This window comes from Streptosporangium roseum DSM 43021 (genome assembly GCF_000024865.1).
In the GTDB taxonomy this organism is placed as follows: Bacteria; Actinomycetota; Actinomycetes; order Streptosporangiales; family Streptosporangiaceae; genus Streptosporangium; species Streptosporangium roseum.
Window position 1 is genome coordinate 10099619 of sequence record NC_013595.1, and the last position, 23090, is coordinate 10122708.

The following is a 23090-nucleotide window of genomic DNA, read 5'->3' on the forward strand; positions in this document are numbered from 1 at the left end:
CACCGGACGCGCCGGGAGACCGGCCGTGGGCAACGCCGGGAGACCCGCCATGAGGCACCTGAAGGGCCGCCGGCCTCCAGGGGAGTGTCCCTCCGCCCCCGTTCCGCCCGCGCGCCGTACGGGCTCCGTGGGAGCGCGGCCACCCGGTGCGCGGGCTCCGCGGAGGCGTGAGCGCACGCCGTGGGCGCACGCCGCGCGGACGCGCTCGTGCCGCCGTCCTCCGACGGCGGCACCCGGGTCCGGCCGGACCGGCCCGGCACCGCCGTACGGAGGCACGGCGTGGGAAGTCGGTGCCGCCCGGCGGGGAGAGCTGAGTCTCCCGCCGCGCGGCACCGGCTGCCCGCGGGCTCAGCCCGCCGGCTTGACCAGCGGGAACAGGATGGTCTCGCGGATGTTCTTGCCGGTGAAGGCCATGACGAGACGGTCCACGCCGAGCCCCATGCCACCGGTGGGCGGCATCGCGTATTCCAGGGCGGTCAGGAAGTCCTCGTCAAGCTGCATGGCCTCGGGGTCGCCGCCCGCGGCGAGCAGGGACTGCTCGGTGAGGCGGCGGCGCTGCTCGACCGGGTCGACCAGCTCCGAGTAGGCGGTGCCGAGCTCGGTGCCGAAGCCGATCAGGTCCCACTTCTCGGTGAGGAGCGGGTTGTCCCGATGCTGGCGGGTCAGCGGGGAGGTCTCCAGCGGATAGTCCATGACGAACGTGGGCTGGATGAGGGTGTGCTCGACGAGCGCCTCGAAGATCTCCTGGACGAGCTTGCCCTGGCCCCACTTCGGGTCCCAGTGGATCTCGTGCGCGTCGGCGTGCTTGCGGACGTGCTCCAGCGGCGTCTCGGTGGTGATCTCCTCGCCCAGCGCCTCCGAGACCGACCCGTAGAGGGTGATCCTCGGCCACTCCGGCAGGCCCAGGTCGATCTCCTGGCCCTCGTGGGTCACCACGGAGTGGCCGAGCGCGGCCACGACCGCGCTCTGGATCATCCGCTGGGTCAGGTCGGCCATGTCGTTGTAGTCGAGATACGTGCCGTAGGCCTCGAGCATGGTGAACTCGGGGTTGTGGGTGGCATCCGCGCCCTCGTTGCGGAAGTTGCGGTTGATCTCGAAGACCTTCTCGATGCCGCCCACCACGAGCCGCTTGAGGTAGAGCTCGATCGCGATGCGGAGGTAGAGCTCCATGCTGTAGGCGTTGATGTGGGTCTTGAACGGCCGGGCCGTCGCGCCGCCGTGGATCGGCTGGAGCATCGGCGTCTCGACCTCGAGGTAGCCCTCACCGTGCCAGAAGTCACGCATCGCCCGCACGACGGCGCTACGGGTGTAGGCCATCTTCCGCGCCTCGTCGTTGACGATGAGGTCCAGGTAGCGCTGGCGGACCCGCGCCTCGGGGTCGGTGAGCCCGGCGTGCTTCTCCGGCAGCGGGCGCAGGCACTTGGAGGTGATCGCCCAGCGGTCGGCGAGGATGGACAGCTCGCCCCGGCGGGAGGTGATGACCTCGCCCTCGATGCCGACGTGGTCGCCGAGGTCGACGTCGCGCTTCCACGCCGCCAGGGACTCCTCGCCCACCTTGTCCAGGGAGATCATGACCTGGAGGTCGGCGGAGCCGTCCCGGATCGTGGCGAAGCAGAGCTTGCCTCCGGTCCTGGACAGCATGACCCGTCCGGTGACGCCGACCCGGTCGCCGGTCGCGGTGTCAGCGGCGAGATCGGCGTATTTCTCACGGATCTCGCCGTTGGTCGCGGTGCGCGGGAAATTCACCGGGTAGGGGTCGACGCCCTCGGAACGGAGGCGGTCGAGCTTCTCCCGGCGCACGCGCATCTGCTCGGGCAGATCCTCGGCTGGGTTCGTCACTTCATCGGTCACAGGGCAAGGTTACCGATGTCCGTGCTAAGCGGTGTTGCGGTGATAGATCAGCCGGAGACCGATCAGTGTGAGCCACGGCTCGTGCACGTCGATCGAGCGCGCCTCGCTGACCACGAGCGGCGCCGCGCTGCCGGTCGCGACGACGGTGACGTCGTCCGGGTCGTCGGCCAGCTCGGCCGCCATCCGCTCGACGATCCCGTCGACCTGGCCGGCGAACCCGTAGATGATGCCCGACTGGAGCGCCTCGACCGTGTTCTTGGCGATCACCGACCGGGGCCGGATCAGCTCCACCTTGTGCAGCTGCGCCCCGGCCGCGGCCAGCGCGTCCACCGAGATCTCGATGCCGGGGGCCGTCACCGCGCCGATGTACTCGCCCTTGGCGGAGACCGCGTCGAAGGAGGTCGCGGTGCCGAAGTCGACGATGATGCACGGCCCGCCGTACAGCTGGATGGCCGCCAGCGCGTTGACGATCCGGTCGCTGCCGACCTCCTTCGGGTTGTCCATCCTGACCGGCACCCCGGTCCGGATGCCGGGCTCGACGATCACCGCGGTGACGTCGCCGTAGTAGCGGCGGCACATCTCGCGCATCTCGTTGAGCACCGACGGCACCGTGGAGCAGAGCGCTATGCCGTCGACGTCGGCGCCTTTCAGCAGCGGCGACTGCCCGAGCAGCCCCTGCAGCACGACGGCTATCTCGTCGGCCGTGCGCCGGGCGTCGGTGGCGATCCGCCAGTGCTCGATGACCTCGTCGCCCTCGAACAGGCCGAGAACGGTGTGCGTGTTACCGACGTCGATGGCGAGCAGCATCAATTCCCCCGAAGGTCCAATGCGATGTCAAGAGCCGGCGCCGAGTGGGTGAGCGCACCCACCGCAAGGTAGTCAACGCCTGTTTCGGCCACATCACGGGCGGTGTCCAGGGTCAGCCCGCCGCTGGACTCCAGCCGCGCCCTGCCGTCCACCAGCCGTACGGCCAGCACCAGGTCGTCCACGGTGAAATTGTCCAACAGGATCTCCTCGGCTCCCTCGGCGAGCACCGGCTCGATCTGGTCGATCCGATCGACCTCGACCTCGATCGGCAGGCCGGGGTAGGCGTCGCGCACCGCCCGGAACGCCTCGGCCACCCCACCCGCGGCCACCACGTGATTGTCCTTGATCAGCGCCGCGTCCGAAAGCGACATGCGGTGATTGGCCCCGCCCCCGCACCGCACGGCGTACTTCTCCAGGGCCCGCAGCCCGGGCAGCGTCTTGCGGCTGTCCCTGATCCGCGCCCCGGTCCCCTCCACCGCCCGGACCCAGCGGTCGGTGAGGGTCGCGATGCCGGACAGGTGGGTGAGCAGGTTGAGCGCGGTCCGCTCGGCGGTCAGCAGGTCCCGCGTGGGGCCGGTGACGGTCATCAGCACGTCGCCCCGGGTGACGCGCTCGCCGTCCTTGACCAGCCGCTCGGCCGTGAGGCGGCCCTGGCTGAGGTGGGAGAACGCGCCTTCGGCGACGGCGAGCCCGGAGACCACCCCGTCCGCGCGGGCCACCACGTCGGCGGTGTCGGTCTGCCCGGCCGGGATGGTGGCGAGGCTGGTGACGTCGCCCGGGGCCTGGAGGTCCTCGTCCTCGGCGACCCTGAAGAGGGCCGTCACCGTGGCAGGGTCGAGCCCCGCCTCGATCAGGTCCGTCTCCACCCGGGGCGGTAGCACGGTCGCGCGCTGTCCGTGCGGCACGTACGTCATGGTCATTCCCTCCGCTGTCAGAGTCACGTCGAGGTGGCCCAGCCACCAGGCATCGTTCCGTTCGGGGAAGTCCTCGCGCCAGTGCGACCCGCGGGTCTCCTCGCGATTACGGGCGGCCTCCACCAGTGCCGACGCGACCGTCAGCAGGTTGGTCGCCTCCCATGACTCGGTGCACGGCTCGACCGCCACCGGGGTCCACCGGGTGCTCACCAGCGCCCTGGCGACCTCGTTCAGGGAGTCCTGGCCGCGCAGCACGCTCGCCCCCCGGCTCATGTGCCCCTGGATCCTGGGCCTGGCCCTGGGGTCGACCAGGCCGGTGGGCCGGTCGTCGGCCGCCGGCTCGCCCGGCGCGGGCCGTACGGCGGCCGGGGATGCGGCCCGCCGTACGGCGTGGATGTCGGCGGCGATCCGCTCGGCGAAGACCAGGCCTTCGAGCAGCGAGTTCGAGGCCAGCCGGTTGGCGCCGTGCACGCCGGTGCAGGCCACCTCGCCGCAGGCGTACAGGCCCGGCACGCTGGTACGGCCGTGCAGGTCGGCACGGACGCCACCGCTGGCGTAGTGGGCGGCCGGGGCGACCGGGATGGGCTGGGTGACCGGGTCGATGCCGTGTTCCCGGCAGACCGCGTGAATCGTCGGGAAGCGGGTGCGCCACTTCTCCTCGCCGAAGTGACGGGCGTCGAGATACATGTGGTCGGCGCCGGTCTCGCGCATCCGCCGCATGATCGCCTTGGCCACGACGTCGCGGGGCGCGAGGTCGGCGAGCTCGTGGACGTCCTTCATGAAGCGGACGCCCTCGGCGTCGACCAGCACCGCGCCCTCGCCGCGGACCGCCTCGGAGATCAGCGGCTGCTGGCCGGTGGAGTCCTCGCCGAGCCAGAGCACGGTCGGGTGGAACTGGACGAACTCCAGGTCCCTGACGACGGCGCCGGCCCTCAGCGCCAGCGCCACCCCGTCTCCGGTCGAGACGACGGGGTTGGTGGTGGCCGCGTAGACCTGGCCCATGCCACCGGTGGCCAGCACCACGGCCCCGGCCCTGACCGCGCCCACGCCGTCGCGCTCGCCCTCGCCCATGACGTGCAGGGTCACCCCGGCGGCCCGGCCGCCGGCGTCCTTCAGGAGGTCGAGCACGAGCGCGTGCTCGATCACCTCGATCGACGACTCCCGGAGGGCCTGGACGAGCGCCCGCTGCACCTCCGCGCCGGTGGCGTCCCCGCCCGCGTGCACGATGCGGTTGCGCCGGTGGCCGCCCTCCCGGGTGAGCTGGAGCTCTCCCGAGTCGTCGGTGTCGAACCGGGCGCCCGCCGCGATCAGCCCGCGCAGCGCACCGGGCCCCTCGGTCACCAGGACCCGTACGGCCTCCTCGTCGCAGAGGCCGACCCCCGCGACGAGCGTGTCGGACAGGTGCTCGGCCGGGGTGTCCTGCGGGTCGAGCACGGCGGCGATCCCGCCCTGCGCCCAGCGGGTGGATCCCGACGACAGCACGTCCTTGGTGACGACCAGGACCTTCGCCTCGGGGTCGAGACCGGCGTACCGCAGCGCCAGGGTCAGCCCCGCGATGCCGGATCCCACCACGACCACGTCGGCCTCGACCGTCCAGCCCGGGGCGGGCGCGGTCAACCTCTGGGGAATGGCAGGGATCGCCATGACCGTCTCCTCGCGGGGGTTGAGAGGCTTCATTTCGTCAACCTGACGATAACGTGCGCGCCGTCGTGCTTCTTCCCCGGGGGCCCTGTCGAGTCCGTTCCCCGGCGAGGCCGGTGGGCGGCGACCTCATCCGCCGGCGGGTCGCGGGGGCGCGGGCCGAGAGCCCGCCGCGGCCACCGGGACTCCCTGGGGCGCATGTTCGAAGATCTGCGACGTCGGGCCGGCCACTTCCAGGACTCGTGATTTTCTTGATCTTTATTCACCTGTCGTTGACATGCACGCAACCGCCCTACATAACATGCATGTAGTCGATGATCATCCCCAACCCATCGCAGCGGAGGCGTCGCCGTGACGCGTGAACCAGAATCGCAACAGTGGCGAGAGTGGGACGGCGGGCCCGAGCTCTCCCGCTCGTGGCCCTCCCCCCACACGGACATCGACGTCGACACCGCCGGCCTCAGGAAGGTCGGTGACGCGATCACGATGGAGGTGGACGGCGCGCGCGGCTACGAATCCTCCGCCCTGAAGCCCTGGAGGGACATGGCCGTCGAGGTCGGCCACCTCGACATGATCACGGAGCTCGACTCCCTGGCCTGGCTGGACTGGACTGCGTTCAGGGCACTCCAGTGGACGCTGGGGCTCATCGGCGGCCGTGTCACGGACGGAACCCAGTTCGCCCTGGAGAGTTACGACAGCTTCGGCAACATGATCTTCGCGACCTCGGCGAACTACGCCATGGCCGACAGCGTCTTCGACAAGAACATCTCCGTGCTGCGATACACCGTCAACGGCGCAGGCGTCCGCCACCAGACCTCGCCCACGAAGGAGGGGTGGCCAGGGGACGACGTCTCGGACTATGACGCGCCCAAGATCAAGTCCATGCTGTCCAGCATCGATGTGACGAGCATGCTGCGCAAGGGCTGCGCGTGCGCCGATCTGGCCACGTGGTTGACCAGCCTGCAGTCCCTCGTCGAGGAGCACGCCAGGCAGCTGGCCGGCGCCTGGCGGGGCGAGCCGGCCGAACTCGCCCTGGACGCCTTCCGCAAGGTGCACGCCACCGCCAGGGCGCTGGCCCACTCTGTCGGCACGACCGGCGAAACGATCATCTGGCTGGCCAACGTGATCCACCGATATCAGGTGAACTTCGAATCCGTGGTCAAGCTGGGCGACTGGGAGTTCGACGACGACCTGCCGGACTGGCTGCTCCCGTCGGGCGGCGGCGCGCACGACCGCGCCCGCGACTACCTGCGCGACCTCAACCAGTACGTGAAAGCCGCCTACGACATGCTTCCCGCAGAGATCGAGACCATCGTCCCCACCCCCCGTAGCGAAGACGCGAAGAGCGCCTACAAGGGTGATGGGCTCAAGGACGGCAGCGACTACTGGGATTCCATGATCACTTACAACCGGCCTCTGGACTCCGGCGAGCCGGTGTACTGACGGAGCCCGTCCGCATACGGGCGGTGGGAGGGGTTGAGAGGCGCTGGAGGGCCCTCCGCTCCGCCGCCCACGCGTCTCCCCGCGAAAAAGGCTCTCAGCCCGCCGGCCGGTGGAGCACGTCACCGCGCAGGAGATCGGTGACGGGCTCCGGGGCCGAGGCGGGGTCGTGGCCGAGCTCGACGATCCGGTTGCCACCGTCGACGTGGACGACCCTGGGCCGGAAGGTCCGCGCCTCGGCGTCGTCGAGCTGGCCGTACGCGATGATGATCACCAGGTCGCCCTGGTGGACGAGGCGGGCGGCCGCGCCGTTGATGCCGATGATCCCGGAACCGCGGGGGCCCGCGATCGTGTAGGTCACCAGCCGGGCGCCGTTGTCGATGTCCACCACGTGGACCTGTTCGCCGGGGAGCAGGCCCGCCGCGTCCAGCAGATCCTCGTCGACGGTCAGCGATCCCACGTAGTGCAGGTCGGCCTGGGTGACGGTGGCACGATGGATCTTGGACGTGAGCATGGTGCGGAGCATGTGTCGATCACCTCTCACTCGGTCGCGCCGCCTGGTGGCGTGCACGCCTGCGCGGAATATATCCGACACCCCGGAAACGCCGCAGTGCTTCCGCCCCCGAACCCCCGAAGCCCGGTCACCGCTGAAAGCCGGTCTCGGTGCCGGCCGTCCCTGAAGCCCGGCCACCGCTGAAGCCCGGTCACCTCTGAAGCCCGGTCACCTCTGAAGACCCGCCGTCCCTGAAGCCCGGCTGTCCCTAGAGGCCGATCGTCACGTTGTCGATCAGCCTGGTCGAGCCGACCCTTGCGGCCACGGCGAGGATCGCCTCGCCCGTGTGGCCCTCGCCGACCTCCGCGAAGGTCGCCGGGTCCACCAGGACCAGGTAGTCGACGGCCACCGAGGGCTCCTCCGCCAGCACGGCACGCGCGACCCGCCGGATCTCCCCCGGGGTCCGCTGCCCGGCCCCCGCGAACAGGGCCCGGGACAGGGCCAGCGCCGCCTGGCGGTCCTGCGGGGACAGGTAGCGGTTGCGGCTGGACAGCGCCAGGCCGTCGGCCTCCCTGATCGTGGGCGCCCCGACGACGGAGATCGGCAGGTCGAGGTCGGCGACCATCCGGCGGATCATCGCGAGCTGCTGGGCGTCCTTCTGCCCGAACACCGCCACGTCCGGCCGGACCAGGTTGAACAGCTTGAGCACCACGGTCAGCACGCCGTCGAGGTGCCCCGGCCGGAACGCCCCCTCGACGACCGCGCCCATCTTCCCCGCCGAGACGCCGACCTGCCGGTCCGGCAGATACATGTCCTCGGCGGCGGGGGCGAACACCATGCTCACGCCCTCCGCGGCGCAGACCTCCAGGTCGTCGTCGAACGTGCGGGGATAGCGGGAGAAGTCCTCGCCGGGGCCGAACTGCAGCGGGTTCACGAAGATGCTCACGGCCACGTGCTCGGCGTGCTCGCCGGCCAGCCGCATGAGCGAACGGTGCCCCTCGTGCAGCGCGCCCATGGTCGGCACCAGCGCCAGGGCGGCCTTCCCCGGGGATGCCGGCCCGCCGATCCCCAGGGCCCGCCTCGCCTCGGCCAGCTCGGCGCGGTCACCCGCCACGATCACGTCCATATGTTGCCTCCCAGGGCGTCCAGGAGGCGCTCGGCGGCCTCGGGCTTGAGCAGCCCGGCCGCCAGCGCCCGGTCCGCCGTGAGCCTAGCGAGGGCCACATAGGCGTCCGCGGCCTCGGGGGCGGCCAGGATCAGCGCGTCCACGTGCTTGCGGACGGTCCCCGCGTCTCCGCGCACCACCGGGCCGGTCAGCCCGGCGATGCCGAGCCGCAGCACGTTCTCCAGGGCGGCGCCCAGCAGCGGGCCGAGCATCCGGCCCGGCTGCTCCACGCCGATCTTCTCCAGCAGCTCGGAGGACTCCGCGACGAGCGTCACCATGTGGTTGGCCGCTCCCGCCAGGGCCGCGTGGTAGAGCGCCCGGTCCTCGTCCTCGATCCAGACCGGCTCGCCCTCCATCTCGATGACCAGCGCCTCGGCCACCGGGCGGAGCGGGTCGGGCGCGGTGACGCCGTAGGAGATGCCGACGAGCCGGCGGAGGTCGTCGTCCCTGCCGGTGAAGGTCATCACCGGGTGGAGGGCCAGCGGGAGCGCCCCCGCCTTGATCGCCGGGTTCAGCACCGCCAGGCCGTACGCGCCGCTGGTGTGGGCCACCAGCTTGCCCCGCAGGTCGGCGCCGGTGCCGACCAGGCCGGAGACCAGGTCGGGCAGGACGTCGTCGGGGACCGTCAGGAGGATGAGGTCGGATTTCGACACCACGTCCTCGGGGCGGGTGGGTGTCAGGCCGAGCCGCTCCGCCGCTCGTTCCCTGGAGGAGTCGGAGACCCCGCTCGCGGCGACGACTCGATGGCCCGCTCGCGCGAGCGCGGCGCCGAGTGCCGAGCCGACCCGGCCCGCGCCGACCACTCCGACGGCCAGCCGTGCCGGGCGATCACGTGTGTCCATCAGATGCCCATCAGATCTAGCGAGCGAACTGCCGGGGTTATCCGCCAGGGGAATCGCTTCATCAGCGTTCTTTCATCCGAAACGGGTAGGGCTTGTCCGTCGCCCACCTCGGCTGAGGAGAGCGAGAAGCCACTCCCTTCAGGGAGTGGAGGAGTCACGACGTCCCGTCCTTCGACCGCCTGGGCTCCTTGCCCAGGTGACCAGCGTAACGGGCCGAGCCGTTCCAGCCACGTCACGGCGTGAATCGGCGGACGGCGACGGGCGCCTGTCCCCTTCGGCCGGGCATCCGGCCGGTCATGAGGCGACCTGAGCCGTACTCCTCAGGTGAGCGGGCCGGGCGCTGTAGCGTCTGTTGACGTGTGGCTCACCTGGCGCGACGCGATGGAGCATGCGCTCTACGGCGACAACGGCTTCTACCTGCGGGAGCGCCCCTCGGGGCACTTCCGGACCTCGGTCGGCGCCTCCCCTGTCTTCGCCGAGGCGGTGCTGCGCGAGCTCGTCGCGGTGGACGACGCACTCGGCGCCCCGCCGGTGATCGACCTGGTGGACATCGGCGCGGGCGAGGGCCTCCTGGCGTCCGGCGTGCTCGCCGCCGCACCGCCCGGCCTCCGCTCCCGGCTGCGGGTGACCGGGGTGGACCTGGCCCACCGGCCCGCCCGGCTGCCGGAGGAGATCGGGTGGACGGCGTCCGTGCCGGACGGGATCCACGGGCTCGTGATCGCCAACGAGTGGCTGGACAACGTGCCCGTGGACATCGCCGAGCAGACGGCAGACGGCCCCCGGCTGGTCCTGGTCGACCCGTCGAACGGCGCGGAACGGCTCGGAGACAGGCCGCAGGCCGCCGACCTGGCCTGGCTGGCCCGCTGGTGGCCGATGCGGGCGGCGGGCGAGCGGGCCGAGATCGGCAGGCCACGCGACGAGGCCTGGGCATCGGTGATCGTACGGCTGGCCCGCGGGCGTGCGGTCGCGATCGACTACGCACACCCTGTGGACGACCGCCCGCCGTGCGGGACGCTGGCCGGTTACCGTGACGGGGCGGCCGTCGCACCCGTGCCGGACGGATCGTGCGACATCACCGCGCACGTGGCCCTGGACGCCTGCGCGGCCGCCGGAGAGCGTGCCGGGGCCGCCACGACAGCCCTGACCACGCAGCGGCAGGCGCTGCGCGCCCTCGGCGTCACCGGGGCTCGCCCGCCCGTCGAGCAGGCCCGCAGCGACCCGCGCGGCTATCTCCGCGCCCTGGCCAGGGCCTCCGAGGAGGCCGAACTGATCGCCGTCGAGGGGCTCGGCGGATTCGGCTGGCTGTCACAGACACACCTCTGAGGAGAGCATCGTTCCCAGGTGCGTGGCCCGGTCGAATTTTCCGGTTGCGCAACCCGGTTAGATGAGGACATGCGTCCTGATCTGACTCTCCCCCCGAAGCTGACGGCCGGAGACCGGGTGGCGGTGGTGTCGCCCTCCTTCGCGGCGCCGGGGATGTTCCCGGCCGTGCACGAGCTGGCGATGCGGCGGCTCCGCGACGAGTTCGGGCTGGAGCCCGTGGAATATCCGACGACCCGCCGGTTGGGCGCCACGGCGCGGGATCGGGCGGCCGATCTGATGGACGCGTTCGCCGACCCGGGCATCCGCGCGGTGCTGGCCACGATCGGCGGGGACGACCAGCTCGGCGTGCTGCCCTTCCTGGATCCCGCCGTGGTCACCGCCGACCCCAAGCCGTTCGTCGGCTACAGCGACAACACCAACCTGCTCAACTGGCTGTGGAACCTCGGCGTGGCGGGCTATCACGGCGGATCGACGATGGTGCACCTCGGCCGCGGTGGCGGTCTGCACCCGGTGTCGGCCGGTTCGCTGCGGGCGGCGCTGCTGACCGGCGGGGACATGGAGCTGCATCCGGTCGAGGTGTTCAGCGAGGACGAGCTCGACTGGGGCGATCCCGCGTCGTTGAACCGCGCGGCGCCGACCCGGCCCAGCCCCGGCTGGACCTGGCACCGGCCCGACCGGGTCGTCACCGCCCCCACCTGGGGCGGCAATCTGGAGATCCTGCACTGGAACCTGGCCGCGGACCGATGGATCCGTCCGGTCGAGGACTATGCCGGCTGCGTGCTGCTGCTGGAGACCTCCGAGGAGATGCCCTCGGCCCCGGAGGTGTTCCACATGTTGCGCAACGCGGGCGAACGCGGGCTGCTCGCGCAGTTCCCGGCCATCCTCGTCGGCACGGCCAAAGCCAGCAGCCTGCAGCGCCGCACCGCGTCCGACGAGCGGGACGGCTACCGCGCCGAGCAGCGCGAGGCGATCCTTCGGGCGCTTGACCACTACAGTCCCGAGGCCATGGCGGTGTTCGGCGTCGACTTCGGGCACACCGATCCCCAGTGGGTCCTGCCGTACGGCGGGCTGGTGACCGTGGACGGCCCCGCCCGGCGCGTCATCGCCCATTTCTGACCGACCGCTCCCTGACCGACCGCTCTCTGACCGACCGCGCCACCGGCGCGCACGTACGGCCGGCGCCCCGGTCCGCGCGCCCGCCCAGAGCGTCCGGGCGGCTCGCCCCCGAAGAGCTCGGGGGCGAGCGGCCGGTTCAGACCCTCACCCCAGGGTCAGACCCGCACGTCGAGGGAGGTGAGCCCCCGGATGATGTAGCCCGGTCCCCACGAGGGCTCGGCGGTCAGCTCCAGCTTCGGCGCCCTGCGCAGCAGCGCGCCGAACGACTCGATCAGCTCGATCCTGGCCAGCGGCGCGCCCAGGCAGAAGTGGATGCCCGCGCCGAAGGAGATGTGCGGGTTGTCCACCCGGCCGACGTCCAGGCGGTCGGGGTCGGCGAACACCCCGGGGTCGCGGTTGGCCGAGCCGAACAGCAGCGCCACCTCCGTGCCGCGCGGGATGTCCACCCCGCCCACCGTGATGTCCTCAAGGACCCAGCGTTCGAACATCTGCAACGGGGTGTCCCACCGCATCAGCTCCTCGATCGCCGTGGGGAGCAGGCCGTGGTCGGCGCGGAGCCGCTCCAGCTCGGCCGGGTTGCGGAACAGCGACCACCAGCCGTTGCCGGTGACGTTGACGGTGGCCTCGTGCCCGGCGTTGAGCAGCAGCACGCAGGTGCCGACCAGCTCCTCCTCGGTGAGCTTGTCGCCCTCGTCGGCCACCAGGGCCAGCGCGCTGATCAGGTCGTCGCCGGGGTCGGCCCGGCGGGCGCGGGCCAGTTCGACGAGGTAGCCGGAGAACTCCTCGGCCGCGCGCACGGCGGTGTGCTGGGCCTCGACCGAGGGGTTGAGCTCGTACATCCCGCAGATGTCGGCCGACCAGGGCCGCAGCAGGTGCCGGTCGGCCTCGGGCACGCCGAGCATCTCGGCGATCACGGTCACCGGGAGCGGCTCGGCCACCTCGGCGATCAGGTCTCCCCCGCCGCGCTCGGCGAACCGGTCCACCAGCTCCCCGGCGATCCGGGCGACCTTGGGGCGGAGCGCCTCGACCATGCGCGGGGTGAACGCCTTGGACACCAGCCGCCGGAGCCGGGTGTGGACCGGCGGCTCGACGTCGAGCATCCCGGCCCTGACCACCCGCCAGAACGGGTCCTGGAACCCGGGGTCGTCCGGCCTGCCGAACTCCTGGTGCGTGGCCACGTGCAGGTAGGAGCGGCCGAGTCTGCGGTCGCGCAGCAGCGCGTTGACGTCGGCGTGCCGGGCGATCAGCCACTGGCCGGTCGGCTCGAAGAAGCTGACCGGCCGCTCCCGCCTCAGCTCCTCGTAGACGTCATAGGGATGGGCGACGAATTCCGGATTCCAAGGATCAAAGCGCACGTCAACATCGTAATGTTGACTTAGGACTCAGTCTGCTTGTCCGCCTCGTAACGCTGGTGCAGCTCGACCGGCTTCTCCCCGTTGGACTTGCTGCGCAGCCGGATGTTCAGCAGCTCCACGGCGAGCGAGAACGCCATCGCGAAGTAGATGTAGCCCTTGGAGATGTGCTGCTCGAAGCCCTCGGCGATGAGCACCACCCCGATCAGGACCAGGAACGACAGGGCGAGCATCTTGATGCTCGGGTGCTTGTCCACGAAGCGGCTGATCGGGCCGGAGGCGAAGAGCATCACGACGACCGAGACGACGACGGCCGCGACCATGACGCCGAGCTCGTCGACCATGCCGACCGCGGTGATCACCGAGTCGAGGGAGAACACGATGTCCAGGACCATGATCTGGAGGATCACCGAGGTGAAGGAGGCGGCGACCTTGCCGCTGGCGTGACCCGACTTGCCCTCAAGGCTGTCGTGCATCTCGAAGACGCTCTTGCCCAGCAGGAAGAGACCGCCGAAGATCAGGATCAGGTCGCGCCCCGAGACCGGCTGGTCGAAGACCTCGAACAGGGGTGATGTGAGTTTCACCACCCACGACAGCGCCAGCAGCAGCGCGAGCCGGCTCAGCAGGGCGGCGAGGAGGCCCAGCTTGCGCGCCTTGTCCCGCTGCTCCGGCGGGAGCTTCCCCGCCAGGATCGAGATGAAGATGATGTTGTCGATGCCGAGCACGATCTCCAGACCGACAAGGGTGACAAACCCTATCCAGATCTCCGGGTTGGTCACCCAATCCATCGTTCACTCCTTCAGCAGGCGTTGCGGGGTCACTGCCTAGACGGGTGAGCACCTCCAGGAGTTCCTGAACCGGGATCACATCTGCGCATTTTGGAGACTTGCGGAGCCCGGCCGGGTGTCGGTTATAGTTCCGCTGTAGGTCATGAGTGCCAGTGACAAGCCCCGGCTCGCTGGCCGGCAACCCTCGCGTCCGCGGCGGGGTGCCCCGGGTGAGGACCTGGTCCGGCGCGATGTGTGCCGGGCAAGCGCGGGCTCCACGCACCAACGCCACGGCTTGGGGTCCGATGACCTCTTAGGGAGCCTCGGCGTGTCCGCACTGACGATCTTCACCTCCGCCACCACCACCGCAGCCGTGACCGTCCCGGCGACCCGCGCCTCCGGGGGCCGGCGGATCCCCGCCGTGCTCGGCTCGGACCTTGAGGTCCCGGTCAAGGGCGGCAGGCTCGTCCCCTACGCCAACCTCGACTACGCCGCCAGCGCGCCCTGTCTGGAGCCGGTGAGCGCCGCCGTCGCCGCCGCGCTCCCGGCCTACTCCAGCGTCCACCGCGGCGCCGGATACGCTTCCCAGCTCACCACCGCCCGCTACGAGCAGGCCCGGCACACGGTCCGCGCCTTCGTCGGGGCGCGCCCCGACGACTCGGTGATCTTCACCCGGAACACCACCGACGCCACCAACCTGCTGGCCCGCAGCCTGCCCGAGGGGACCACCGCCGTGGTCTTCGACACCGAGCACCACGCCTCGCTCCTGCCCTGGGCCGACGCCGTACGGCTGGCGCCCCCCGCCTTCCCCGGCGAGGCGGTCCGCGCCGCCGACGAGGCGCTGGCCGGGATCGACGGCCCCAAGCTGCTGGTGGTGACCGCCGCCTCCAACGTCACCGGCGAGCTCTGGCCGATCGCCGCCCTGGCCCACATCGCCCACCGCCACGGCGCCCGCATCCTCGTCGACGCCGCCCAGCTCGTCCCGCACCGCCGTCTCAACCTGACCGCGCTGGACCTGGACTACGTGGTCTTCTCCGGCCACAAGCTCTACGCCCCCTTCGGCACGGGCGCCCTGATCGGCCGGACGGACTGGCTGGCGGCGGCGGAGCCGTACCTGCGGGGCGGCGGCGCGGTGAAGGCCGTCAACGACGACGAGACCGAGTGGCACACCGACCCCGAGGCCCGCCACGAGGCCGGCACCCCGAACGTCCTGGGCGCCATCGCCCTGGCCGCCGCCTGCGACGCGCTGAGCGCCACCGGCTGGAGCGCCCTGATCCGCGAGGAGGAGCGTCTCATCGGCCGCCTCCGCGCCGGGCTCGCCGGCATCGAGGGCGTCCACGAGCTCTCCCTGTGGGGCCCCGACCACCCCCGCGTCGGCATCGTCTCCTTCGTGGTGGACGGCTTCACCGCCCGCGAGGTCGCCGAGGTCCTGTCCGGCGAGTACGGCATCGGCGTGCGCGACGGCAAGTTCTGCGCCCACCCCTTCGTCCGCCACCTCCTCGGCGCCAAGGACGGCGGCTGCGACGACGTCACCGCCTCCGCCGTCCGCGCCTCCATCGGGATCGGCACCACCGAGGAGCACGTCGACCGTCTGGTCACCGCTCTGCGGGATCTCCTCAACCGGGACTGACGTGACAGCATGGCCTTATGACTGAGCGTCGTGCCGCAGGCGCGCCCCGGGAGATCAGCGTAGGGATCGGCGCCGGAGCGGACGCCGTGCACGGAGTGCGCGGCAAGGAGCTCGCGACCGAGGACATGGTCCTCAACATCGGGCCGCAGCATCCGTCCACGCACGGGGTGCTGCGGCTGCGGCTCACGCTGGACGGGGAGCGGATCAGCGCGGCCGAGCCGATCGTGGGCTACATGCACCGCGGCGCGGAGAAGCTGTTCGAGGTGCGCGACTACCGGCAGATCATCGTGCTGGCCAACCGGCACGACTGGCTGTCGGCGTTCGCCAACGAGCTGGGCGTCGTGCTCGCGGTGGAGCGGATGCTCGGCATGGAGGTGCCCGTCCGGGCCGTCTGGATGCGCACCCTGCTGGCCGAGCTCAACCGGGTCCTCAGCCACCTGATGTTCCTCGGCTCCTACCCGCTGGAGCTCGGCGCGATCACCCCGGTCTTCTACGCGTTCCGGGAGCGCGAGACCCTCCAGGCCGTGATGGAGGAGATCTCCGGCGGCCGGATGCACTACATGTTCAACCGGGTCGGCGGCCTCAAGGAGGACGTGCCCGAGGGGTGGAGCGGCCGGGCCTCGCGCGCCGTCGCGGACGTGCGGCGGCGGCTGCCCGACATCGAGAACCTGGTCGCCGGGAACGAGATCTTCCTGGCCCGCACGGTCGGGGTGGGCGTGCTGGACCGCGAGACGATCATGCAGTACGGCGTGAGCGGCCCCATCGCCCGTGCCTCGGGGGTGGACATCGACCTGCGCAGGGACGAGCCCTACCTCGCCTACGGCGAGCTGCCGGTGCGGGTCGTGACCCGGTCGGCCGGAGACTGCCGCGCCCGGTTCGAGGTGCTCCTGGAGCAGGTGAAGGTCTCCCTGGACCTGGCCGACGCCTGCCTGGAGCGGCTCCGGGAGCTGCCGCAGGGGCCCGTCAACCAGCGCCTGCCCAAGGTGCTCAAGGTCCCCGAGGGCCACACCTACGCCTGGACCGAGAACCCGCTCGGCATCAACGGCTACTACCTGGTCTCCCGCGGCGAGAAGACCCCGTGGCGGATGAAGCTCCGCTCGGCCTCCTACAACAACGTCCAGGTGCTGCGCGAGATGCTGCCGGGCCAGCTGCTCGCCGACATGGTGGCCATCCTCGGGTCGATGTTCTTCGTCGTGGGCGACATCGACAAGTGACCCCCGCGCGGGCGGACTAGCGGTCCTCCTCCGAGGAGTCCTTCGGCACCTTGCAGCAGTACTCCAGGTAGAGGGCGGCGCACACCAGCAGCACGCAGACGACGAACGAGCCGCCGGTGATGAGGAAGTCGCGGCGCGGCACGCCCTGCTCCAGCAGCTCGGCGGTGTAGAGGGTGAATCCGGCGAAGATTCCGCCGAAGATCGCCCCGCCGTACGCGGAGGCCTTGGCCAGGGCCGCGAGCCGGGCCACGGCCAGCGGTTCGACGGGCTTGGTGTCGCCCCTGCGCTCGATCCGGGCCTTGGTCATCCATCCGCTGTAGATCTCGCCGACGGCCAGCAGGAGCACCGTGGGGATCGCGGTCCACGGCACGGTCGGCAGGGACGAGTAGAGGGGCTTCAGCAGTGCCCAGGTGATGATCGCGAACACGATGAGGAGACCGACGAGCACGCCGGGGCGGGTCGGCTTCAAATGGGCCTCTGCAGCGTCAGGTCGGCGCGGAGCCGTACGTAGTCCTGGTCCAGCGCGGCCAGCAGGTCGTCGACCCGGCGACCGGACAGGACCGCGTCCGGGTCGGCCCGCGACCACGGCACCAGCACGAACGCGCGCTCGTGTGCCCGGGGGTGCGGCAGCGTCAGCTCGGGGTCGTCGGAGACGACGTCCCCCACGGTGATCAGGTCGACGTCCAGGGTGCGCGCTCCCCAGCGCTCTGCCCGGACCCGGCCGAAGGCGTTCTCCACACCTTGAGCACGATCGAGGAGCGTCCTGGGTTCCAGGGTGCTATGCGCGATCACCACCGCGTTGAGGTAGGGCCCCTGCTCGGGGCCGCCGAACGGGTCGGTCTCGTAGACCGGCGACACCGCGACGAATTCGAGGCCCGGCGCGTCGAAGAGCGAGTCGAGCGCGCCCTGCAGCGTGTCGAACCGGTCGCCCAGGTTGCTGCCGAGCGCCAGCACGACCTTCATCCCCGGCTCCGGGTGATCGTCACGACCACGTCGTCGAACGGCAGTGGGATCGGCGCGGCCGGCTTGTGCACGCTCACCTCCGCCGACAGCACCTGCTCGCGGGCCAGGCAGACATCCGCCAGGCGCTGGGCCAGGGTCTCGATCAGATTGACCGGCTCGCCCTCCACGACCTTCACCAGGTCCTGGGCGAGCTCGCCGTAGTGCACGGTTTTGGTCAGGTCGTCTCCGGCCGCCGCGGGCGCCGTGTCGAGGAAGAGCGTGGCGTCGACGACGAACTCCTGGCCGAGCTCGCGCTCGGCGGCCAGCACGCCGTGCCGTCCTCGCGCCCGCAGGCCCTTCACACTGATCCGGTCGGTCACGCGGCTTCCTCTTCCTCGTCTTCGTCGCCCTGCAGCACCGGTGAGCCGTGGTGCAGCCAGAGCCGCCACCCCGACTCCGTCCTGATGAAGGTGTTGCTCGCCACGACCTTGCCCGCGGCGAAGCTGGAGTCGCCCTCGTCTCCCGCGGTGAGGATGTTCTCCTCGCAGGTGAGGATGGCCACGTCACCCAGGACCATGACGCGGACGTCGGTCAGCACGAACTGGATGTAGGGGGTGTTGGCCATGATGAGCGCCCAGGAGCGCAGCACCTCCTGGCGGCCGTTCACGATCGGCCATCCCGGGTGCACGCAGCTCACCTGCTCGCCGTCGACGTCCTCGGCCCAGATCTCGGTCATCCTGTCGAGGTCGGCGTTCTCGATCGCGGTGTAGAACGCCTGGTTGACCGTCTCGACGGCGGTGGTGTCGACGCTCATGCTCTCGCTCCCTGAACTGCGGCAGCCACACGGACGGCGTCCGCGTTCGGGCGTACGTCATGCACGCGCACACACCATGCCCCCGCCTGTGCGACGAGGGCGGTCACGGCGAGCGTGGCGTCATCACTGCGACTGAAAGGACGCGGGGTGCCGTCCGGGTCCGCGAGGAGCCGGCCCAGGAAACGCTTCCGCGAGGCCCCGATGATCATCGGGTAGCCCAGCTCAGCGAGCTGGTCCAGCCCCGCGAGCAGAGCCCAGTTGTGTTCGGGGTTCTTGGAGAAGCCCAAGCCCGGGTCGAGCACGATCTGATTGTCGGCCACCCCCTCGGCCAGCACGGAGGAGACCCGTTTGGAGAGCTCCTCCCGCACCTCGGTCACGACGTCGCCGTAGACCGCCCTGCTGTTCATGGCGTGGCTGTGGCCCCGCCAGTGCATCACCACGTACGGCACTCCGGACTCGGCGACGACGCGCGGCATCGCCGGATCCGCGAGGCCGCCGCTGACGTCGTTGACCAGCTTCGCCCCGGCCGCCACGGCCGCCTGGGCGACCTCGGCCCGCATGGTGTCGACGCTGACCGTGACACCCTCCCGGCTCAGCTCCCTGATGACCGGCTCGACCCTGGCCAGCTCCTCTTCGAGCGACACCCTCGCCGCGCCGGGCCTGGTGGACTCCCCGCCCACGTCGACGATGTCGGCGCCCTGCTCGACCAGCTCCAGGCCGTGCCGTACGGCCGTCGCCGGGTCGAACCACCGCCCGCCGTCGGAGAACGAGTCGGGGGTCACGTTGACCACGCCCATCACCAGGCATCGGCCCTCGTCGGGCATCCCCGGCACACTCCACGTAGTCATGCGGACAAGCCTAGGCGTAGTCCACTCTTCGCCCATCTCGCGGGTCCAGCTTGTGCCATAACGAAGCAGCCCGTCCATCCCGGGGCGGACAGCCGCCGATCGGGGCATCCGCCGGCCATGTTCTCCTCCGCACAGATCCTGAAGCTCCGCCGGGCTCCGCCGGCCCCCGCCCTCGGCGGGCGCCGTCCGGTGACGCCCCGCGCGGGCCACGGCCGCTCGGACGTGACAACTGTCACAGTGACCGGCCGGGCCGGGACGGCGGCCGCCGGAGCGACGGACCGGCGTGGACAATCGGTGACATTTCTGGCGATCATCTCCCCGGTTGGGCCGCATCTGTCCCGGTCAACCGATCGGAGAGCATTCGGATCAGGAGTTCGGAGCATGCCGGACCTTGGCAAGTGTGGAGATATTAGCCCGAGCAAAGCAGGATTGGAGGGCTTTCGAACCCGGCCCCAAAACAGAAACCTTGTTCAGGCCGCCGTGGCGGCCCGAACAAGGCGGGATATCTGCGGGCAAGGAGCGGGGATCAGCGGAGGATGAGCGCCATCGCTTCGGCGCGCGTCTTGTCGCTGTTGCGGAAATCACCGCGCACAGCCGAGGTGATGGTCTTGGCACCGGGCTTGCGGACACCTCGCATGGTCATGCAGAGGTGCTCGCACTCGATGACGACGATGACCCCGCGGGGCTCCAGCACGCTCATGAGCGCGTCGGCGATCTGGGAGGTCATCCGCTCCTGGACCTGGGGGCGGCGGGCGTAGACGTCGACGAGGCGGGCGAGCTTGGACAGGCCGGTGACCTGACCCTTCTCGTTCGGGATGTAACCGACGTGGGCGACACCGTGGAACGGCACCAGGTGGTGCTCGCAGGTCGAGTAGACCTCGATGTCGCGCACGAGCACCATCTCGTCGTGGTCGACGTCGAAGACCGTGGTCAGTACGTCTTCCGGGGACTGCCCCAGCCCGGCGAACTGCTCCGCGTAGGCGCGGGCGACGCGGGCCGGGGTGTCCTGCAGGCCGTCCCGGTCCGGATCCTCACCGAGCGCGATCAGGATCTCGCGGACGGCTTTCTCGATCCGGGCCGAATCGACCTGCAACGGCTTCACACTCACACTCAGTTCCCGTCCCTGGGCACGGAGTCGACGTGACCCGCGCCCGCGGGGAGCGCGCCGTTGCCGGACTGCTCCTTCGGGGTCAGGATCGGCGGGCGGTCCGAGGGGAGCCGCTTGCCGTAGCCGGAGTAGGAGGGGCGCTTCTCCTTGACGACCACCGGCGCGAAGATCTGCAGCACCATGTCGCGGGAGAGCGTCTCCTTCTCCATGAGTTCGAGCACCAGGTTGTCGAGCACGTCGCGGTATTCGACGAGGATCTCCCAGGCCTGGTCGTGGCCGGCCTCGATCAGGCGGCGCACCTCCTCGTCGATCGTGGAGGCGATCTTCTCGGAGTAGTCGCGCTCGTGACCCATCTCACGGCCGAGGAAGACCTCGGCGTTGCCGCTGCCGAACTTCCGCGCGCCGAGCTGCTCGCTCATGCCGTACTCGGTGACCATGCGGCGGGCGATGGAGGTGGCCTTCTCGATGTCGTTGGAGGCACCGGTGGTGGGCTCGTGGAAGACGAGCTCCTCCGCCGTGCGCCCGCCCAGCAGCATCGCGAGCTGGTCCAGCATCTCCGAGCGGGTCGCCAGGAACTTGTCCTCCATCGGCAGCGTCATCGTGTAACCGAGGGCGCGGCCGCGGGACAGGATCGTGATCTTGTGGACCGGGTCGGAGTTGGGCAGCGCGTGCGCGACCAGGGCGTGACCACCCTCGTGGTACGCGATGATCTTCTTCTCCTGGTCCGACATGACGCGGGTCTTGCGCTCCGGACCGGCCATCACGCGGTCGATGGACTCCTCGAGCATCTCCATCGTGATCAGCTTCTGGTCCGCGCGGGCGGTGAGCAGCGCGGCCTCGTTGATCACGTTCGCCAGGTCGGCACCGGTGAAACCGGGCGTCCGGCGGGCGATGATGTCGAGCTCGACGCCCTCGGCGAACGGCTTGCCGCGGCCGTGCACCTTGAGGATGCCCTTACGGCCCTCCAGGTCGGGACGGTCGACGGTGACCTGGCGGTCGAAACGTCCCGGACGCAGCAGTGCCGGGTCCAGGATGTCGGGCCGGTTGGTCGCGGCGATCAGGATCACGCCGCCCTTGACGTCGAAGCCGTCCATCTCGACGAGGAGCTGGTTCAGCGTCTGCTCGCGCTCGTCGTGACCACCGCCGAGACCGGCGCCGCGGTGACGGCCCACCGCGTCGATCTCGTCGATGAAGATGATCGCCGGCGCGTTCGCCTTGGCCTGCTCGAACAGGTCGCGGACTCGCGAGGCGCCGACACCGACGAACATCTCGACGAAGTCGGAACCGGAGATCGAGTAGAACGGCACCCCGGCCTCGCCGGCGACGGCCCTGGCGAGCAGGGTCTTGCCGGTTCCGGGCGGGCCGTAGAGCAGGACGCCCTTGGGGATCTTCGCGCCGATCGCCTGGAACTTGGCCGGGGCCTGCAGGAACTCCTTGATCTCCTGGAGCTCCTCGATGGCCTCGTCCGCGCCCGCGACGTCGGCGAAGGTGGTCTTCGGGGTGTCCTTGGTGATGAGTTTGGCCTTCGACTTGCCGAAGTTCATCACCCGGGAGCCGCCGCCCTGCATCTGGTTCATGATGAACAGGAAGATCAGCACGATGATGACGATCGGCAGGAAGCTCACCAGGAGGCCGAGGAGGAAGTTCTCCTTCGGCACGTCGACGGTGTAGCCGCCGGTGAGCTTGCCGCTGTTCTCGGCGGCTTCGAGCTTGTCTGCGAGCTGGACACCCTGCCCGGTCACCCACGAGGAGTAGTAGCGCTTCTTGTCGGTCAGAGTGACCTCGATGCGCTGGTCCTTGTCGATGATCTTCGCGTTGGAGACCTTGCCTTCGTCGATCCAACTAATGATCTTCGAAGTGTCGGCCTTCTCGTAGTTGCCGTCGCCGCTCCACATCGTGGTGACGAGCAGGAGCAGCACGACGATGCCCAGGATCCACAGCAGTGGCCCACGTGTAAATCGCTTGAGATCCATCCGATGCGGAACCCCGGCGGGCCCGTCCCTTCCTGACCAAGGCCTGACACCCCGGGCGAACCCGGGGTTCGCGGTATCCCTAACCGCTCCAACTGACTCCCCAGAGACACCCCGAAAGGTCATCTCTTTGGTGTCCGAAGGTACACCGGCGTGCCGCGCAGAGTAACTGCCCGGGCGGTACCGGCTTTGCCCTACCAACGTACGTCAAGTAGCCCGGTGTTCCCCGCCGCTATGAGCAATGTCGGCCCCCTGGAGGGGCGCGCTTCGCGCAGGGCGTACTTTTTCAGCCCGCTCCATACACATGCGGGGCGAGGGTCCCGATGAAGGGAAGGTTGCGGTATCGCTCCGCGTAGTCGAGCCCATAACCGATGACGAACTCATTGGGAATGTCGAAGCCGATGTATTTCACATCGATCGGCACCTTGACCGCGTCCGGCTTCCGCAGCGCGGCGCAGATCTCGACCGAGGCGGGATTGCGTGACTTCAGGTTGTGCACCAGCCACGACAGGGTCAGGCCGGAGTCGATGATGTCCTCGACGACCAGCACGTGACGGCCGGCGATGTCGGTGTCGAGGTCCTTGAGCACGCGCACGACGCCCGAGGACTTGGTGCCCGCGCCGTAGGAGGAGACGGCCATCCAGTCCATCTGGACCGGCACATGCAGGGCTCTGGCCAGGTCGGCCATGACCATGACCGCCCCCTTGAGCACTCCCACGATCAGCAGGTCCTTGCCCGCGTAATCCTCGTCGATCCGGCTCGCGAGCTCCTTGATCTTTGCCTGGAGCTCTTCCTCCGGGATGAGGACCTTCGAGAGGTCCTTGCCCATGTCGGCTGCGTCCACCTGGGATTT

21 protein-coding genes and 1 riboswitch are annotated in these 23090 nt (G+C 70.2%); of the genes, 5 read left to right on the top strand and 16 right to left on the bottom strand.

Going from position 1 to position 23090, the window contains the following annotated elements; genetic code table 11:
• Window positions 1-348 precede the first annotated feature (348 nt).
• The 3 genes from lysX to SROS_RS44215 are packed head-to-tail and all read right to left on the bottom strand — an operon-like array spanning window position 349 to window position 5249.
• On the bottom strand, window positions 349-1851 hold the full coding sequence (gene lysX / locus SROS_RS44205; RefSeq protein ID WP_012895502.1) for a bifunctional lysylphosphatidylglycerol synthetase/lysine--tRNA ligase LysX: 1503 nt from the start codon (window positions 1849-1851) through the stop codon (window positions 349-351).
• Window positions 1852-1875: 24 nt separating this feature from the next.
• Window positions 1876-2658: a type III pantothenate kinase gene (locus tag SROS_RS44210; protein ID WP_012895503.1), complete on the bottom strand. Its 783-nt coding sequence runs from the start codon at window positions 2656-2658 to the stop codon at window positions 1876-1878.
• A complete protein-coding gene (locus SROS_RS44215; RefSeq protein ID WP_012895504.1) occupies window positions 2658-5249 on the bottom strand; it encodes an L-aspartate oxidase in 2592 nt (863 codons plus the stop codon). The genes SROS_RS44210 and SROS_RS44215 overlap by 1 nt, the downstream gene beginning before the upstream one ends.
• Window positions 5250-5564: 315 nt before the next feature.
• On the opposite strand from SROS_RS44215, the gene SROS_RS44220 reads away from it, so the two are divergent.
• Window positions 5565-6656, top strand: a complete 1092-nt coding sequence (locus tag SROS_RS44220) for a hypothetical protein (protein WP_012895505.1) — start codon at window positions 5565-5567, stop codon at window positions 6654-6656.
• Between the two features lie 94 nt (window positions 6657-6750).
• On the opposite strand, the gene panD is transcribed toward SROS_RS44220, so the two are convergent.
• The 3 genes from panD to SROS_RS44235 form a co-directional block, all read right to left on the bottom strand.
• Complete coding sequence (panD, locus tag SROS_RS44225; protein ID WP_012895506.1) at window positions 6751-7179, bottom strand: aspartate 1-decarboxylase; 429 nt, start codon at window positions 7177-7179, stop codon at window positions 6751-6753.
• Between the two features lie 235 nt (window positions 7180-7414).
• On the bottom strand, window positions 7415-8272 hold the full coding sequence (panC, locus tag SROS_RS44230; RefSeq protein ID WP_012895507.1) for a pantoate--beta-alanine ligase: 858 nt from the start codon (window positions 8270-8272) through the stop codon (window positions 7415-7417).
• The gene (locus SROS_RS44235) at window positions 8263-9153 is read right to left on the bottom strand and encodes a Rossmann-like and DUF2520 domain-containing protein (RefSeq protein WP_012895508.1); all 891 of its coding nucleotides are present in this window, start codon (window positions 9151-9153) and stop codon (window positions 8263-8265) included. Before SROS_RS44235 ends, panC begins: the two co-directional genes overlap by 10 nt.
• A gap of 357 nt (window positions 9154-9510) precedes the next feature.
• Between SROS_RS44235 and SROS_RS44240 the strand changes: the two genes are divergently transcribed.
• On the top strand, window positions 9511-10476 hold the full coding sequence (locus tag SROS_RS44240) for an SAM-dependent methyltransferase (RefSeq protein ID WP_012895509.1): 966 nt from the start codon (window positions 9511-9513) through the stop codon (window positions 10474-10476).
• A 69-nt stretch (window positions 10477-10545) separates the two neighbouring features.
• Window positions 10546-11592: a S66 family peptidase gene (locus tag SROS_RS44245; protein ID WP_012895510.1), complete on the top strand. Its 1047-nt coding sequence runs from the start codon at window positions 10546-10548 to the stop codon at window positions 11590-11592.
• Window positions 11593-11747: 155 nt separating this feature from the next.
• On the opposite strand, the gene SROS_RS44250 is transcribed toward SROS_RS44245, so the two are convergent.
• Together SROS_RS44250 and SROS_RS44255 are read right to left on the bottom strand one after the other, a co-directional pair.
• Complete coding sequence (locus tag SROS_RS44250) at window positions 11748-12947, bottom strand: cytochrome P450 (protein WP_012895511.1); 1200 nt, start codon at window positions 12945-12947, stop codon at window positions 11748-11750.
• A 20-nt stretch (window positions 12948-12967) separates the two neighbouring features.
• The gene (locus SROS_RS44255) at window positions 12968-13732 is read right to left on the bottom strand and encodes a TerC family protein (protein ID WP_012895512.1); all 765 of its coding nucleotides are present in this window, start codon (window positions 13730-13732) and stop codon (window positions 12968-12970) included.
• 138 nt (window positions 13733-13870) lie between these two features.
• A riboswitch (SAM riboswitch) is annotated at window positions 13871-13986 on the top strand.
• Window positions 13987-14039: 53 nt separating this feature from the next.
• On the opposite strand from SROS_RS44255, the gene SROS_RS44260 reads away from it, so the two are divergent.
• Both SROS_RS44260 and SROS_RS44265 read left to right on the top strand, forming a co-directional pair.
• Window positions 14040-15341 (top strand): aminotransferase class V-fold PLP-dependent enzyme, encoded by a 1302-nt coding sequence (locus SROS_RS44260; protein WP_012895513.1) that lies wholly within the window; start codon window positions 14040-14042, stop codon window positions 15339-15341.
• A gap of 17 nt (window positions 15342-15358) precedes the next feature.
• Entirely contained in the window at window positions 15359-16555 is a 1197-nt protein-coding gene (locus SROS_RS44265) for an NADH-quinone oxidoreductase subunit D (protein ID WP_012895514.1), read from the top strand.
• 16 nt (window positions 16556-16571) lie between these two features.
• Here the strand turns inward: SROS_RS44265 and SROS_RS44270 are convergent, their stop codons facing one another.
• The 8 genes from SROS_RS44270 to hpt form a co-directional block, all read right to left on the bottom strand.
• Entirely contained in the window at window positions 16572-17024 is a 453-nt protein-coding gene (locus tag SROS_RS44270) for a DUF3180 domain-containing protein (protein WP_012895515.1), read from the bottom strand.
• Window positions 17021-17518: a 2-amino-4-hydroxy-6-hydroxymethyldihydropteridine diphosphokinase gene (gene folK, locus SROS_RS44275; protein ID WP_012895516.1), complete on the bottom strand. Its 498-nt coding sequence runs from the start codon at window positions 17516-17518 to the stop codon at window positions 17021-17023. Before folK ends, SROS_RS44270 begins: the two co-directional genes overlap by 4 nt.
• Complete coding sequence (gene folB, locus SROS_RS44280; protein WP_012895517.1) at window positions 17515-17877, bottom strand: dihydroneopterin aldolase; 363 nt, start codon at window positions 17875-17877, stop codon at window positions 17515-17517. Before folB ends, folK begins: the two co-directional genes overlap by 4 nt.
• Window positions 17874-18311, bottom strand: coding sequence for a nuclear transport factor 2 family protein (locus tag SROS_RS44285; protein ID WP_012895518.1), 438 nt, complete (start codon window positions 18309-18311; stop codon window positions 17874-17876). The genes folB and SROS_RS44285 overlap by 4 nt, the downstream gene beginning before the upstream one ends.
• Window positions 18308-19159 carry a dihydropteroate synthase gene (gene folP, locus SROS_RS44290; protein ID WP_012895519.1) on the bottom strand — a complete coding sequence of 284 codons (852 nt, stop codon included), beginning with the start codon at window positions 19157-19159 and terminating at the stop codon, window positions 18308-18310. Before folP ends, SROS_RS44285 begins: the two co-directional genes overlap by 4 nt.
• A 526-nt stretch (window positions 19160-19685) precedes the next feature.
• Entirely contained in the window at window positions 19686-20267 is a 582-nt protein-coding gene (folE, locus tag SROS_RS44295; RefSeq protein WP_012895520.1) for a GTP cyclohydrolase I FolE, read from the bottom strand.
• Between the two features lie 2 nt (window positions 20268-20269).
• Window positions 20270-22240 carry an ATP-dependent zinc metalloprotease FtsH gene (gene ftsH, locus SROS_RS44300; RefSeq protein ID WP_012895521.1) on the bottom strand — a complete coding sequence of 657 codons (1971 nt, stop codon included), beginning with the start codon at window positions 22238-22240 and terminating at the stop codon, window positions 20270-20272.
• 283 nt (window positions 22241-22523) lie between these two features.
• On the bottom strand, window positions 22524-23081 hold the full coding sequence (gene hpt, locus SROS_RS44305; protein WP_218919784.1) for a hypoxanthine phosphoribosyltransferase: 558 nt from the start codon (window positions 23079-23081) through the stop codon (window positions 22524-22526).
• Window positions 23082-23090: the final 9 nt, after the last annotated feature.

Coding starts and splice junctions, on each gene's coding strand:
- SROS_RS44210 (WP_012895503.1), bottom strand. CDS start 2,658: ATGCTGCTCGCCATCGACGTCGGTAACACGCACACCGTTCTCGGCCTG.
- SROS_RS44215 (WP_012895504.1), bottom strand. CDS start 5,249: ATGAAGCCTCTCAACCCCCGCGAGGAGACGGTCATGGCGATCCCTGCC.
- panD (WP_012895506.1), bottom strand. CDS start 7,179: ATGCTCCGCACCATGCTCACGTCCAAGATCCATCGTGCCACCGTCACC.
- panC (WP_012895507.1), bottom strand. CDS start 8,272: ATGGACGTGATCGTGGCGGGTGACCGCGCCGAGCTGGCCGAGGCGAGG.
- SROS_RS44235 (WP_012895508.1), bottom strand. CDS start 9,153: ATGGACACACGTGATCGCCCGGCACGGCTGGCCGTCGGAGTGGTCGGC.
- SROS_RS44245 (WP_012895510.1), top strand. CDS start 10,546: ATGCGTCCTGATCTGACTCTCCCCCCGAAGCTGACGGCCGGAGACCGG.
- SROS_RS44255 (WP_012895512.1), bottom strand. CDS start 13,732: ATGGATTGGGTGACCAACCCGGAGATCTGGATAGGGTTTGTCACCCTT.
- SROS_RS44265 (WP_012895514.1), top strand. CDS start 15,359: ATGACTGAGCGTCGTGCCGCAGGCGCGCCCCGGGAGATCAGCGTAGGG.
- folK (WP_012895516.1), bottom strand. CDS start 17,518: ATGAAGGTCGTGCTGGCGCTCGGCAGCAACCTGGGCGACCGGTTCGAC.
- SROS_RS44285 (WP_012895518.1), bottom strand. CDS start 18,311: ATGAGCGTCGACACCACCGCCGTCGAGACGGTCAACCAGGCGTTCTAC.
- folP (WP_012895519.1), bottom strand. CDS start 19,159: ATGACTACGTGGAGTGTGCCGGGGATGCCCGACGAGGGCCGATGCCTG.
- ftsH (WP_012895521.1), bottom strand. CDS start 22,240: ATGGATCTCAAGCGATTTACACGTGGGCCACTGCTGTGGATCCTGGGC.